Origin of the sequence: Melioribacter sp. (genome assembly GCF_049325435.1) — a bacterium.
Classification (GTDB): Bacteria; Bacteroidota; Ignavibacteria; order Ignavibacteriales; family Melioribacteraceae; genus Melioribacter; species Melioribacter roseus.
Window position 1 is genome coordinate 120,127 of the sequence record NZ_JBMOLD010000015.1, and the last position, 13,335, is coordinate 133,461.

Annotated in this window: 13 protein-coding genes; 3 read left to right on the forward strand and 10 right to left on the reverse strand. The window is 41.2% G+C overall.

Features of this window, described 5'->3' with window-relative positions; translation table 11 throughout:
- The first annotated feature begins 22 nt into the window (after nucleotides 1-22).
- On the forward strand, nucleotides 23-607 hold the full coding sequence (locus ACOYVE_RS12460) for a D-sedoheptulose-7-phosphate isomerase (RefSeq protein WP_014856113.1): 585 nt from the start codon (nucleotides 23-25) through the stop codon (nucleotides 605-607).
- 7 nt (nucleotides 608-614) lie between these two features.
- Here ACOYVE_RS12460 and ACOYVE_RS12465 read toward each other — a convergent pair whose 3' ends face one another.
- Nucleotides 615-1,889 carry a toxin-antitoxin system YwqK family antitoxin gene (locus ACOYVE_RS12465; RefSeq protein WP_157867342.1) on the reverse strand — a complete coding sequence of 425 codons (1,275 nt, stop codon included), beginning with the start codon at nucleotides 1,887-1,889 and terminating at the stop codon, nucleotides 615-617.
- A gap of 60 nt (nucleotides 1,890-1,949) precedes the next feature.
- Here ACOYVE_RS12465 and ACOYVE_RS12470 point away from each other — a divergent pair, with 60 nt between their 5' ends.
- The gene (locus ACOYVE_RS12470) at nucleotides 1,950-2,348 is read left to right on the forward strand and encodes an acyl-CoA thioesterase (protein ID WP_014856115.1); all 399 of its coding nucleotides are present in this window, start codon (nucleotides 1,950-1,952) and stop codon (nucleotides 2,346-2,348) included.
- Here ACOYVE_RS12470 and ACOYVE_RS12475 read toward each other — a convergent pair.
- Genes ACOYVE_RS12475 through ACOYVE_RS12505 form a run of 7 tightly spaced genes read right to left on the reverse strand, consistent with a single transcriptional unit; the run spans nucleotide 2,331 to nucleotide 10,467 of the window.
- On the reverse strand, nucleotides 2,331-3,770 hold the full coding sequence (locus ACOYVE_RS12475; protein WP_014856116.1) for a class I adenylate-forming enzyme family protein: 1,440 nt from the start codon (nucleotides 3,768-3,770) through the stop codon (nucleotides 2,331-2,333). The genes ACOYVE_RS12470 and ACOYVE_RS12475 overlap by 18 nt on opposite strands.
- Nucleotides 3,754-4,830: an enolase C-terminal domain-like protein gene (locus ACOYVE_RS12480; RefSeq protein WP_422882257.1), complete on the reverse strand. Its 1,077-nt coding sequence runs from the start codon at nucleotides 4,828-4,830 to the stop codon at nucleotides 3,754-3,756. The genes ACOYVE_RS12475 and ACOYVE_RS12480 overlap by 17 nt, the downstream gene beginning before the upstream one ends.
- Nucleotides 4,827-5,720 carry a 1,4-dihydroxy-2-naphthoate polyprenyltransferase gene (locus tag ACOYVE_RS12485; protein WP_041355990.1) on the reverse strand — a complete coding sequence of 298 codons (894 nt, stop codon included), beginning with the start codon at nucleotides 5,718-5,720 and terminating at the stop codon, nucleotides 4,827-4,829. Before ACOYVE_RS12485 ends, ACOYVE_RS12480 begins: the two co-directional genes overlap by 4 nt.
- 2 nt (nucleotides 5,721-5,722) lie before the next feature.
- Nucleotides 5,723-6,556 (reverse strand): 1,4-dihydroxy-2-naphthoyl-CoA synthase, encoded by an 834-nt coding sequence (gene menB / locus ACOYVE_RS12490; protein ID WP_422882259.1) that lies wholly within the window; start codon nucleotides 6,554-6,556, stop codon nucleotides 5,723-5,725.
- Complete coding sequence (gene menH / locus ACOYVE_RS12495) at nucleotides 6,553-7,386, reverse strand: 2-succinyl-6-hydroxy-2,4-cyclohexadiene-1-carboxylate synthase (RefSeq protein ID WP_014856120.1); 834 nt, start codon at nucleotides 7,384-7,386, stop codon at nucleotides 6,553-6,555. The genes menB and menH overlap by 4 nt, the downstream gene beginning before the upstream one ends.
- Nucleotides 7,355-9,097 (reverse strand): 2-succinyl-5-enolpyruvyl-6-hydroxy-3-cyclohexene-1-carboxylic-acid synthase, encoded by a 1,743-nt coding sequence (gene menD / locus ACOYVE_RS12500; protein ID WP_422882261.1) that lies wholly within the window; start codon nucleotides 9,095-9,097, stop codon nucleotides 7,355-7,357. Before menD ends, menH begins: the two co-directional genes overlap by 32 nt.
- Before the next feature lie 35 nt (nucleotides 9,098-9,132).
- Nucleotides 9,133-10,467 carry an isochorismate synthase gene (locus tag ACOYVE_RS12505; RefSeq protein WP_014856122.1) on the reverse strand — a complete coding sequence of 445 codons (1,335 nt, stop codon included), beginning with the start codon at nucleotides 10,465-10,467 and terminating at the stop codon, nucleotides 9,133-9,135.
- 196 nt (nucleotides 10,468-10,663) lie between these two features.
- Between ACOYVE_RS12505 and ACOYVE_RS12510 the strand changes: the two genes are divergently transcribed.
- Nucleotides 10,664-11,089: a MarR family winged helix-turn-helix transcriptional regulator gene (locus ACOYVE_RS12510; protein ID WP_014856123.1), complete on the forward strand. Its 426-nt coding sequence runs from the start codon at nucleotides 10,664-10,666 to the stop codon at nucleotides 11,087-11,089.
- Here ACOYVE_RS12510 and prmA read toward each other — a convergent pair.
- Nucleotides 11,078-11,929 carry a 50S ribosomal protein L11 methyltransferase gene (gene prmA / locus ACOYVE_RS12515; protein WP_014856124.1) on the reverse strand — a complete coding sequence of 284 codons (852 nt, stop codon included), beginning with the start codon at nucleotides 11,927-11,929 and terminating at the stop codon, nucleotides 11,078-11,080. The two genes, ACOYVE_RS12510 and prmA, sit on opposite strands and share 12 nt — an antisense overlap.
- Nucleotides 11,926-13,335, reverse strand: coding sequence for a D-alanyl-D-alanine carboxypeptidase/D-alanyl-D-alanine endopeptidase (gene dacB, locus ACOYVE_RS12520; protein WP_014856125.1), 1,410 nt, complete (start codon nucleotides 13,333-13,335; stop codon nucleotides 11,926-11,928). The genes prmA and dacB overlap by 4 nt, the downstream gene beginning before the upstream one ends.

A 13,335-nucleotide genomic window follows, 5' to 3' on the forward strand; every position in this document is an offset into this window, starting at 1 on the left:
ATAATAACAGGAAATATACAGAATGTTCAACAGAAATCAATTTTTACGGAATTCCTTGCAGGAAAGCGCCGATACCAAATTAAAAATTGAACAAAAATGCACCGAAGACATTCTTAAAGCCGCCGACATGATAAAAGAAGCTTATAGAAAAGGCAGGAAAGTATTGTTATGCGGAAACGGAGGCAGCGCCGCCGACAGTCAGCATATTGCAACAGAATTGATGGTACGGCTCAGTCATCATATCGAAAGACCGGCTTTGCCCGCAATTGCTTTGACGACAGATTCTTCGAATTTGACGGCGGGCGGAAACGATATCGGATTCGAAAATATATTTGCGCGTAACGTCGAAGGCCTCGGCAGCGAGGGAGATATTCTTATTGCAATTTCAACGAGCGGCAATTCAGTTAATGTTATTAAAGCCGTAGACATGGCAAAGAAAAAAGGAATGAAATCGATCGGTCTGCTCGGAGGAAGCGGCGGCAAATTAAAATCGCTGGTCGATAACGCGATTGTCGTTCCGTCTGAAAACGTTCAGAGGATTCAGGAAGGACATATTACAATCGCACACATAATCTGCGAAATAGTTGAAAACGAATTATTCGGATAAAGCAACGTTATTCGATTAGCTCGCCTTCTTTAAAAGACAGTTCGCCAATAAGATTGCCTTCGGGATCGTAAGTGAAAACTTTGCCGTTAATCAGGTTGTCTTTATAGGTAATGAAGTCTGCAAGCGTACCGTCCGGGTGATAATATTTGGAAATGCCCTGCCGCAATCCGTCCTTGAAATGTTCCTCGGCTTTTATATTTCCGTTTTTGTAGAAAGTTTTTACGTCGCCGGAGAGTTTGTCGTTTTTATAAAACATAACGCTTTTTAATTCCCCGGTGGAATAAAATGTTTTAGCTTCGCCTTCGCGAATTCCGTTAACATAATTAATCTCGGCTGTTTTAACGCCGTCTTCATCGAATAAGATTGCAATGCCGTTTTTCATGCCGAAGATGAAATTAACTACTTCTTTCAGAATACCGTCGTCGTAATAAAACCGCGCTTCGCCTTCCGGCTGGCCGGAGTTATAGTCGATTTCTTCTTTGATGAATCCTGAATCGTAATAGCGTAGAATTTTACCGTCGAGGTTGCCTTCTTTGAAATTGAGAATAGCTCTCAAAGCTCCGTTGTCGTAATATTCCGAAAAACTTTCTTCGACTTTGTCGAACTTGCCGCCTACGTCGTATCTTTCCCGTTTTACAATCTGTCCGCTGTCATAAGTGTCGATTACTTTAATAGAGCCGTCTGGATAATAAAAATACGAATTGCCGTCGAGCCGGTCGTTTTTATAGTTAGCTTCGAGCGCCACTACTCCGAAGTCGTAATAAACGCGGCTGACTCCTTCCAGTTTGTCGTCCACATAATTTCTTTCTACTTCGAGTTGCCCGTTTTCGTAAAATATTTTTGATACGCCGTTCAGCTTACCGTTTTTGTAGCTCCAGATTCCCTGAACCGCGCCGCTTTTGTAATAAGTTTTACTGAATCCTTCCAATTTATCGTTTACATAATTTGGCTCCGCCCACAATTCGCCTGTTTCGTAATACCATCGCGAAACGCCTTCCAGTTTGCCGTTGACGTAATTCCATTCCATGCTCTTCGTACCGTCTTCGAAATACCAGACGGAAATTCCTTCTTCGAGACCGTTTTTGAAATTCCATTCTTTCCAGAGCTGACCGCTCTCATAATATTCACGGTAGACGCCTTCTTTTTTCCCGTCGACGTAATAACCTTCGGCTTTGATCCGTCCGTTTTCGTAGAATTCTTTTCTGAGTTCCGGTTTAGATTGTGCGTATAATATTACCGGAATAAAGAAGAAGAATGTTATTTTTATTAATTTGTACTTCATAATCGGAGTCAAATTTGTCGGGACAAATATAAAGCTAATAAAATTAAATGGGTAATAAGTATGCACACAATTAAACGGACAATACGCTTTTACGATTCGGACCCAGCTGGAGTATTATTCTTCGGGAATTTGTTCAGATATTTGCATGCCGCATACGAGGACTTTTTAATAAAGAACAATTTAAAGAAATATTTTACGAGCGAGAAAATTCTTCTGCCGGTAATTCATTCCGAAGCCGATTTTCATAAACCGTTAAAGCCGTTCGATACGGTAACCATAAACGTAAGAGTATCGGGCGTAAAAGAATCTTCCTACGAAATAAACTATGAAGTATATAATAACAGGGAAGAGCTTGCAGCCAAGGGACGTACGGTTCATGTAGTAGTCGACGCCGATTTTAAGAAGATAAAAATTCCGGACGATCTACGGCGCCTTCTGGAGTTACACTTGATTCAATAATTTCGATAACTTTTCCAAATTTATTTTTCCCATTTCGTTTCTGGGGATTTCGGAAAGGAAGTAAAGTTTCTTGGGAATTTTATATGACGCGAGAAGAGATTTTAAGTCGTTTTTAATTTTTGTTCCGGCGATATCATAATCTTTCTTGACGACCACTGCGGCTGAAATCCGGCTGCCCCATTTTTCATCGCGTTCTGCAAATACATAAGCGTCGGAAATATATTCGAGTTTTGTCAATGCTTTTAATACTTCTCCGGAGCTGACGTTAACTCCTCCGGTTATAATTATATCGTCCCGGCGTCCTTCGACGTAAAGAAAGCCTTCGTTGTCGAAAAATCCAATGTCGCCAGTACGAAAATATTCTTCTGAACGATAAATTCTTTCCGGATGAAAAATTCCGACAAAATTGGATGGGGATTTAACGTAAATTTCGCCGCACTCTCCTGCCGGCAGAAATTTGTCGTTTTGCATTACTGCAATTTGACAGCCGGGCATCGGTTTGCCCGACGAATTGATTTTGTCTCGGCGTTTATACACTTCGAGTGCGGTTACCATTGAGCACGTTTCGGTAGACCCGTATACCTTAACGATATTCCATCCGAGTTCTGTCGCTCTGTTTACCAATCCTGCTTCGGCGGGAGCGCCTCCGAGAAAAACAGTTTTTGCAACCGGATTAAAATTCTCGTCGAGCAATGTTTTCAGTTGAGTAGGAACCAACGATAAAAAATCGAAAGTCTCTTCCTGCAATATTTTTTTTATCCGATCGAAAGTAGGATCGGGGAGGAGCTTTATTTGGTGCCGTAGCAGAAGGGCTCGGCATAGTATCATAAAACCGCCGATGTGATACAATGGAAGGGAAGCTAACCAGCGTGATTGTTCTGAAGGATTGAAAAATTCCGAAAATGAGAATACGCTGTTGTAAATAGTATCGAAAGTATGAACAATCCCTTTCGGTTTGCCGCCGCTGCCCGAAGTCAAAATAATCACGGCATGCCGCGACGAATCGAAGCGCGCCGCCGTATATTCTTTATCCGGATTATTTTGAAACAGAAACTCCGCTTCGACAGAAGGAATATCTTTATCTAATCCGACCGGATTGCTGTCGTAGATCAGTATATCGGGTTTGATATTCTTTAATAATTCCGCCGATTCGTTTTCGGTAAGCCGGTAATTTATTGGAATAACGACCGCGCCGGAGATCCATATAGCGTTTACAAGCAGAAAAAAATTCAATTGATTTTTTGCCAACACCGCCGCTTTCGAACCTTCTTTTATGTCAAGGGTCTTCAACGACCGGGCGATGTTTGCAACCGTTTCGTAAATTTCCGCGTAGGTATAATAATGTCCGTCGTATTCTACTGCTGCTGAGTCCGGCGAATTTTGAACCGCGGATAAAAGCCAATGATTATCGTTGCCGATCAATTTTATCCTGTTTACGGGTTTCTATAGAATTAAATACTTTTTCGAAATTTTTAACAAATGCGGAATAATCGAATTTAATTTTTCCGTTTTTAGGCGGCAGGGGATCGTAGAACGAAGCTTCGAGCATGTCATACACATCGAGACCGTGAGCGGTATACTCGGGAGCAAAAGAGGAAATAAATGTCAAAACGGATTTGCCAATTGTCGTTTCAAAGGCGGACGAGATAACGATTTGTTTATTTTGCCCGCGGGCATAATCGATTAAATCGATAGTATTAAAAATACCGAAACGAATAGAAGGCTTTACAACGATATGTTTTATGTCGTAATTTTCAAGGATATCCAAGGCGTAGTTAAAACCTGGCAAAGTTTGGTCGAGCGCGACAGGTAAGCCCTGCTCTTTTGCCAATCTCAAGTTGTCATCGAGATTGTCCGCCGGGTCTTCGATGTATTCGATGTTGAAATTTTTTAATAAAGAAAGTCTTTCCACAGCGGTATGGTAATTCCATTTGCCGTTAACGTCGAGGCGAAGAACAATACTGTCGCCGTAGAGAGAATCGACTCTTTTTAATAGTTTCAAATCTTCATCAAAATCTTCTCTTCCCGCTTTAATTTTAATAACGCGGTATCCTTCTATTACTTTTTTCTCAATCCTTTTTAATGCCTCGTCAATGTCTTCCAAATCGATGATGACATTTACATTAATATTGCGCGGGTCCGGAATTATATTAAAAAAATCTTTCCTTTCCTTAAGCAGATAATAAAGGAGCGGTTGTTCCAATCCGTAACGTAGCGAATCGTCAATTTCAATTTTTTTTAAGTATTCCGCTGCGTCGTGTGTCTGCTCGGGAATATTCGGAAGAATTGAGTTCAGAATCTTTATAATATCTTCCGGATCGGCGTCCGGAGATAAACAGACTTCGCCGAAGGAATAATAGCGATCGTCGATATTGAACTTAATTATTAAAAATTCTTTCTTGTTGAAAGAAACGGCGGCGTTTGAAAATTTTTTTTTGAATTTGAGTGCGTATTTAAAGTATTTATCGATACCTATTTTCATAAGAGTATGCCCGCCGCAAATAAAACTCCGTAGAGCGCAGAAAGTTTTGCGGTAAGTTCGAGAGTGCGGTTTAGATCTTTCCCTTTTAACGTGAAAATCATCCGGATTAATTTTATCGACAGCGGCAAACTCAACAGAGGTAAAAACACCGCGATAGTATTTTTATAGGTAAAGTAAACGACAAACAAAACCGCATAAGAGAGAATCATAAAAAAGACGTATTGATATCGAGTGAATTTTTCGCCCATTAATACGGCCAGAGTATTCTTGCCGTTCATTCTGTCTTCTTCTCTGTCGCGATAATTATTAACCACGAGTATATTCGTTATCAATGCTCCTACCGGTACGGAAGCCCAGAATGCAAGCGGAGAAATGCGAGCTGCCTGCACATAGTATGTACCGGTTGTGCCGACGAGTCCGAAAAACAGAAATACTGCAATATCTCCCAAACCGTTATAAGCCAATGGGAGAGGTCCGGCGGTATATGCAATTCCCGCTAAGATCGAAACAATGCCGATAACCAATATCAGCCAGCCGCCCAGATAAACCAGATAAAGACCCATCAAGAAACTGAGTCCGAATGTAAGCGTAACTGCGAGCTTCATTTCGTTAACAGATATTAGTCCTGACGCTACCGCCCGTTGCGGTCCTGTCCTTTCTTTTTTGTCGGCGCCGTGTAAATAATCGTAAAGGTCGTTTGCAAAGTTTGTTCCTATTTGAATCAAGATGGAGCATAAAAGCGCGAAAAGCGCCGCCGCTGGATTAAACATTCCGTCGTATACGGCAATTGAAGTGCCTACAAGAACCGGCACTACCGCGGCAGGCAATGTCTTCGGTCGACTGGCAAGTATCCACGCGTCAAGTTTTGATACGGTTGCAGAATTGCTCATAACTATGGCACCCGTGGGAATTTTGAAAAATCGGGTTTCCTTTTTTCGTTATATGCATTCTTGCCTTCCTGGGCTTCGTCGGTCATATAATAGAGTAGAGTGGCGTTGCCTGCCAATTCCTGAATTCCTGCTTGACCGTCGAGCTCTGCGTTGAATGCCGATTTAAGAAGTCTTATCGCTAGCGGACTTTTCTCTAGTATTTCTTTAGCCCATTGAACTCCTTCCTCTTCGAGCTGTTCGACCGGAACCACTTTGTTTACCAATCCCATCTCGTAAGCTTCGCGGGCGTTATACTGACGGCAAAGGTACCAAATTTCGCGCGCTTTTTTCTGTCCAACTATTCTTGCTAAATAACTGGCTCCGAATCCTCCGTCGAAACTTCCGACTTTCGGCCCGGTCTGTCCGAAGATTGCGTTGTCTGCCGCAATTGTAAGATCGCAAACAACGTGAAGAACATGACCTCCTCCGATTGCATAACCTGCCACCAGCGCGATTACCGGTTTGGGAATACTTCGTATTTGTTTTTGAACGTCGAGTATATTCAAGCGCGGAACGCCGTCGCTTCCGACGTAACCTTTATCTCCGCGAACCGATTGGTCGCCGCCCGAGCAGAAAGCGTATTTCCCGTCTTTGGCGGGTCCTTTTCCTGTAAGTAAAATTACGCCTATCGACGAATCTTCGCGGGCGTCGTTGAAAGCGTCGTATAACTCTTTTGTGGTTTCTGGTCTGAATGCGTTTCTTTTTTCGGGACGATTGATGGTGATCTTGGCAATGCCGTCCATCTTTTCGTAGATGATGTCCTGATAATCTTTGGCTTTTATCCAGTTGAATTTCATGATATTTTTCCGTCGATAATTTTTGATAAAAATGAATTGAGCAAATTTACGAATTCTTCCGGCTTTTCTAAATGTACGTTGTGTCCTGCGCCTTCGACAATTTCGTGTTTCGAGGTTCGTATCATTTTATTCATCCTGCCGGATATTTCTGAGTATTTCCGGTCGCCGCTCCCGCTGATAAGAAGAACGGGGAATTCGATGCTATTAAGTTTAGACCAGTGACTCGGCATTAAACCCGTACTAAATCCCAAAAGGGAATTGGATAAACCGATAGCATTATTTTGCTTTCTTTTGTTCTTTATTTGTTCGAAGTTATCAAGTTTTTTCAGACTTTCAAAGAGGGGCAGACCGAACCAGTAATCCACGAAATTATCGAGTCCGTTGCTTTTGATCTTTTCCGCTAAAAGAAAATCGTATTCAACCCTCTCTTTCTTCTCGTTATAGTCTTCCAGACCTGCCGTCGTACTTTCCAGAATAAGCGAAATCACATTGCCGGGATATTTTAACGAATATGAAAGAGCCGCTCTGCCGCCCATCGAATAGCCGCAGAGTATAAAATTATTATAACCCAGTTCTTTCATTAAAACATCGATATGCCTTACAAGCGCGCTGCATGTATATATGTTCGGGTCGTCGGGAGAATCGGACATTCCGTGTCCTATCAGATCGATGGCTACGGGATAAAATGAAGAATGCAGTCCGTCCATCAGAAATTCCCAGTCGCTCGAGTTGCCCGAAAACCCGTGTATGAAGAGTACGGGGATTCCCGACGAGTTTTTTCTTTTGCCCGTAATATAATTAATATGGACGTTGTCTATTTTCAGCCTCATCAATTAAGAAGTCGATTTTTTTCGCTATCCTTTGCCAGAGTATCGTCCTCATTCTTTTTGATTCGCCGGCATTGGTTTTAATTTCGATTACCGTAAGACGGCGGCGTGAGCCCGAGGCTTTCAAATGTTGGATAAACTTCGATTTGGAATTTGCCGTAAGAAATTTACCGCCGTATGCTTCGACAAATTTACGAAAGTTTAAATTAAGAGGCGTAATAAAATTTTCCATGCAGATTTTTTTATAGCGCGAAATCGGGAGCGATTCGAAAATTCCCCCTCCGTTGTTATTGATCAAAATGACGGTCAAAGGAATTCCGAATTTCATTGAGTTGTGGAGACCGTTTAGGTCGTGAAAGAATGCCAGGTCGCCCGTTATTAATAAAGTCGGCGATTTCGAAACAGCGGATATGCCGAGCGCGGTCGAAGTAATTCCGTCAATGCCGCTTGCTCCTCTGTTGCAATGCAATGTTATCTTGTTGTCGTGTTTCGAAGCAAAAAAATCGCTGTCCCGAATCGGCAGACTGTTCGAAATCATTACGTCGAATTCGCCTTTGAGATTTCCGAATACCGTGTCGGGTATTAATCCCTCGAAAGTTAACTTGCTCTTTTTGAAAAACGATTCTTTTATTTCGCCTGCGGCATTGTTGAATTCGACAATTTTATTGAGCCAGCGATCATCCGGTTTGACTCTCAAAATGTCCAGGGCTTTGACGCAAAAATCGTACGGCTTCATCTTCAGAATTGTTTCGGCGGTCAAAGAAGGGTCGAACCTGTCGCCGTAGAGATTGATCAAAATTTTTTTTGCGGAAGAATCCCTGTAGAAATGAAGAATAATATTCGACGTAGGAGTTCCGCCGAATTGTAAGATGATTTCGGGTTGAAAGAACTCTATGAATTTTTTTGAATGAAGCAGGGAAGTCAGGTTTTCAATTATTATCTCTTTTTTGTGGACTCCGAAACGATACCCGGAGGCGGCGTCGGCAAAAATCGGATAGCCGAGTTTTTTCGACAACCGTGTTACTGCTTTTATAAATTTTGCGTCGTAATTGTTATAACCGAGAATTATCAAACCGCGTTTTAGATTTTTCAGGCTTTTGACAACGTAGTCGAATGTAGTCCTGTTGTATTTTAACGGTTTTGCAACGGGAAGCTTCGTCCCGTATAATTTATCTAATAATGAACCGTCGATTTCGTCCGTGTATGAATCGGGCTCGAAAGGTTTGGCAAACGGGAAATTGATGTGAACTGGACCTCTGTCCTTGTTATATGATATTTCAAACAACTCGTCTGCGGCTTTTATTATAGATAATAATCTTGAGTACTTTACGTCGGGAAGTCCCAAGTCCCTGAATAATCTAATATGATTTCGAAAAATATTGTCCTGATTGATAGTTTGATTTGCTCCGGTATTTCTGAGTTCGGGCGGTCGGTCGGCTGTGCACACAATCAATGGAACGCGCTGATAGTAAGCTTCGATTATCGCCGGATAAATTTCAGCCACCGCCGTGCCGGAAGTTACGACAATAGCGGTCGGATAGCCCGTTTTTTTAGACATACCGAGCGCAAAGAAAGCGGCGGAGCGCTCGTCTACAATCTGAAATGTTTTTATTTTTTTTGAATTTGTAAATGCTAACGTCAGAGGAGTGCTGCGTGAACCCGGCGAAATTGTGGCATGCCGTACGCCTAATTTTTCAAGCCTCTTTACGAACAAATCACTCCAAAGAGTGTTCCGGTTTACAGATATCTTCATGAATAGAATAAATTAAGTATTGGTTTTAGTTTTAGCTCTGTCTCTTTGAATTCTTCTTTGCTGTCCGAGCCGTCGACGATCCCGCATCCTGCAAACAGATATACGAAGTTGTTTCTTAACAGTCCGGAGCGAATCGATACCGTCAGCTCTGCATTCCCTTCCGCATCCTTCCAGCCCAATATACCCGAATAAAGCCCGCGGTCGAAAGTCTCTAATTTTTTAATTAACCCGAGAGCTCGCTCTTTGGGCAAACCGCATACGGCGGGAGTGGGAAAGAGTCTCTTTGTTAAATCGCCGGCTGGAACTTCTTTATTTATAACGGCGGTGACGGGAGTCCATAAATGTTGGATGTTTCTCAATTTCTTTATCCTCGGACGTTCGGGATGTTTAATATCGGAAGCGTAATCTTTTATTCTATCTAATATATAAGAAAGCACTGCATTATGCTCGAATAAATTTTTAGAGTCATTCAATAAAGCTTCGGCAATTTCTTCGTCTTCGTTCTTGTCCTTTCCGCGCTTGGCGGATCCAGCCAGAGCGTCGATCGATAATTTACTCTCTCTTATCGAGATAAATTTTTCGGGCGAAGCTCCGAAAAAAAGAGATCCTTTCCTACGCCATAAATATATATAACAGTCTGGATATCTTTCTTCCAAATTTAATATTATTTGAGAAACTTCCGCTTCTTTTTTTAGGGTCTTTACGAGATATCTTGCCAGAACCACTTTGTCAACGTAACCGCTTTTTATTTGATCGAGCGCCGCGTCTATTTGCATGCGCCAGGTATTATAGTCGACTTGTCCGGAGTTAAGCTCCGTATGTTTTTCATTTCGCTCGACAGCTTCCGTCAGTTCCTTCAATCGACGAGAAAGACGATTTGAAACATCGGGGATATTCAGAAGGCTGTCATTTAAATTTGTCGTCAAAAAGTATTTACTTTCATATTTCATCAGTATAAATTCGGGCACAAACCATTCTTCTGTTTTGAAGTCGCTCCACAAATCCGTTTTCCTGGGAATCGGAAACATTGCTCCTCCAAAGAAGGTGGGTATTCGTATGTCGGCGCTGAATTCGTGTCTTGAAATTTTTTCTGTTTCATTTTCAAATAAATTACCGAATGCAAGGTAGGATTTATTTTCGAAAGGAGTATTAAAGTAAAACCAAGAGCCGGTATCTTTTATTTCTTGAAATAAAGATTTGTAACTGTTACTGTCTATTTCTTCTATGTAAGAATAGACTGTATTATTATACGATCTTATAATGTTTGAAGAATTAATAAATTCTAAAAAATTTTTATTGTTATATATCAAAGTTATGTTTAATTTTCTCATTGAAAAATACTAAAAAAATACTAATTTGGTACTAAAGATATATAAAAAAGGAAAATGAGGTACGAAAAATTAATTTCCTTTTATCAATTAAATTTCATAAGTTATTACTCAGATGAAAAAAGTTCATACTAAAAACTGTTCAGAGGGATGGGGACCTGATTTTATCGTTAGTAATAATTAAACGAAGGAGTAAGTAATGGCATCAGAAAAAACAGAAGCAGCAATGAAGCTGATTGAAAAACTGAACCGTACAGCCGATAAAATAAGAAAGGTCCAGGCAAAATACGTCTTCGAAAAAAAATTAACCGCTCCGCAGTTTGCGGTTCTTGAAATATTGAGCCGTACGGGTCCGGTGCCGTTGAAAAGAATCAGCGACGAAATGATGGTAACCGGCGCCAATATAACCTGCGTTGTCGACAATCTTGAAAAAGAAGGATTCGTGCGACGCGTTCACTCGAAAGAAGACAGAAGGGTTATACTGGGCGAGCTTACGCCCGAAGGTAGGAAAAAAGTCGAAGGTATTTTGCCCGAGTATATGGAAAAACTGGCTTCCCTTACTTCGGGGCTTACCGAAAGCGAACAAAAGCAATTAATCGCTCTTCTGGATAAATTAACGGTCTGAGCGATATACGATCGAAAGCCATTCGCCCATCGATTTTTTATCGACTGGACGAAAACCGACGTTTACATAACGATTGTCTATATCATTCTCATCAGCATTAAGGAGACCGGAAAGAATTGCCAATCCGGTCTTCTTAACTTTCTTTTTGATCTCGTCTGCAATTTCTATCAAAATGTTTTTGTTTATGTTCGCCAGAACAATGTCGAATTGTTCGTCTTCGATATCCGTTATTTCTCCGTGTATTATTTTTACTCTCTCTTCGACGTTGTTGAGAACAATGTTTTCATTCCCGTTCAAATAGCACCATTCGTCGTTGTCGATTCCGAGCGCTCTTTCGGCGCCTAATTTTACGGCGGCAATGGCAAGCACTCCGGTGCCTGTCCCGACGTCGAGCGCCGCCGCGCCGGGTGAAACGTATTTTTCTATCATTTCGATCATCAATCTGGTCGTCTGGTGCTCGCCTGTTCCGAAAGACATTTTCGGATCGATTGTAATAACAATTTGATCGCCTCGAGAATTATACTCTTTGAACGAAGGTTTAATCACTATTTTGTCCGTAACTTCAATTACCCTCACGTTCTTTTCGTATTCTTCGTTCCAGTTTTTGTTTTCTACCTCCGATTCCGATATCTCGTAACTTTCTATTAAATTGTTTCTGACCGCTTCGTCCAAAACTTTTTTGAACTCCTCGATTGAAATTCGATTGGATGCGTCGTAATAAATAATAAGAGAGGTGTCGGTTTCGTTTATCCCTTCGATCGGAAGATCCCACAATAAACCGCTTAGCAATTCGTAATTACGCGGTATAGAAGTTATATTAACCTGTTTATATGTTTTCATTTTGTCCCTTCTTTTATTGACAAAATTTCAATTATCTTTTCCTGATAATTATACGCTTCTTTTCTGCCGTTTATAAAATTTTGAAAAAAAACTGTCACAGCAAGCAAATGATTATTACCGTCGCGTACGAATCCCGATATATTTCCTACTCCGCTTAAGGTTCCGGTCTTGCCGCGGAAGCGCCTTTTTAATTTCGTCCTGTGCTTCAACGTGCCGTCGTAACCGGCAAGGGGAAGCATGTTATAGATTTTTACGAAAATGTCGGGTTCGTTATAAAATAAATATCTCCACAGTTTGGAGACCGTTTCGGTATTTATCAAATTGTAAAACGATAAACCCGATCCGTCCACTATTCTGTAGAGTCGATCGTCTGCACCGATTAACGACATCAAACTGTCAATTAATTCGATTCCTTTTTCGGTGGTGTAAGGAGGTTCGTAGCAGCACGAAGAAATTACTTTTAATACCGCTTCAGCGCAGAGGTTATCGCTTTCCTTGAGCATTCGGGTAAGAACTGTGTCGATGTTTCTTCTGACTTCGTAAAATATATCATCGCACTTCTCGTGCCTTTTGAACCCGGTATTGCCTTCGAAATTTATTCCCTCGTGAGTGAGAAGTTCTGTAAAACGATTTAAAGAAAATTTATTCGGATTGCCGACGCTTACGTTTATGGTATCCGCTGTGAATCGGGAATCAATTTCTCCGTTCAATTTAATAATTAGTGTGTCGTTATTTATAATTCTTTTCGGTTCGATTATGTTTTTCCCGGATTCAACAAAGTTGATATCGTCGACAATTCTGATCAGTCTGCTTTCCGGAATCGTACGGAAAGTAATCTTGCCGTTAGAATTTTCGAGAATTATTGATATTGTATTGCCGTTCAAATTGAAAGCGGAAACATAAGGAGCGAAAGAATAAGGATCGTCGTCCCACATCCATCCTTTTCCCCACTTGCTTGTATCGACCGCCGTTATATCCGCGTAGATATTTCCTTCGATTGAAGTAACGCCTCTGTTTTTGAGTTCGACAATAAATTTCGATAATTCATTTTCCGAAAGAAGAGGATCGGCGGAGCATTTAATGAAAAGATCGCCTTTAAGGACAGAGTCTTCGAAAACGCCGTGAGCGTGGAATTCTGTTGAGAATTCAAAGTCGTCGTTGAAAATCGACGCCGCCGCTGCTGTAAACAATTTGGTAATTGATGCGGGTCTTAAGAGAAGTTTGTTGTTTTTGGCGTATAAGCAATTGTCGTCTGTAAGGTCGTAAATATCGACAGCTGGAATTGTGGAAGTGAAGAAAGGCTCTGCCAATAAGGAATCGAGCTTAAGCCGGATGTCGTTTTCTAATTTCTGAGGATGGAGCGTGGAACAGAATAGAGTTATAAATAAAATTAATTTTATTTTCAC

Excerpts from the sequence above, each read along its gene's own strand:
- ACOYVE_RS12505 (WP_014856122.1), bottom strand. The coding sequence starts at position 10,467 with ATGAGAAAATTAAACATAACTTTGATATATAACAATAAAAATTTTTTA.
- ACOYVE_RS12460 (WP_014856113.1), top strand. The coding sequence starts at position 23 with ATGTTCAACAGAAATCAATTTTTACGGAATTCCTTGCAGGAAAGCGCC.
- ACOYVE_RS12470 (WP_014856115.1), top strand. The coding sequence starts at position 1,950 with ATGCACACAATTAAACGGACAATACGCTTTTACGATTCGGACCCAGCT.
- menH (WP_014856120.1), bottom strand. The coding sequence starts at position 7,386 with ATGAGGCTGAAAATAGACAACGTCCATATTAATTATATTACGGGCAAA.
- ACOYVE_RS12465 (WP_157867342.1), bottom strand. The coding sequence starts at position 1,889 with ATGAAGTACAAATTAATAAAAATAACATTCTTCTTCTTTATTCCGGTA.
- menB (WP_422882259.1), bottom strand. The coding sequence starts at position 6,556 with ATGAAATTCAACTGGATAAAAGCCAAAGATTATCAGGACATCATCTAC.
- ACOYVE_RS12510 (WP_014856123.1), top strand. The coding sequence starts at position 10,664 with ATGGCATCAGAAAAAACAGAAGCAGCAATGAAGCTGATTGAAAAACTG.
- ACOYVE_RS12485 (WP_041355990.1), bottom strand. The coding sequence starts at position 5,720 with ATGAGCAATTCTGCAACCGTATCAAAACTTGACGCGTGGATACTTGCC.
- ACOYVE_RS12480 (WP_422882257.1), bottom strand. The coding sequence starts at position 4,830 with ATGAAAATAGGTATCGATAAATACTTTAAATACGCACTCAAATTCAAA.
- prmA (WP_014856124.1), bottom strand. The coding sequence starts at position 11,929 with ATGAAAACATATAAACAGGTTAATATAACTTCTATACCGCGTAATTAC.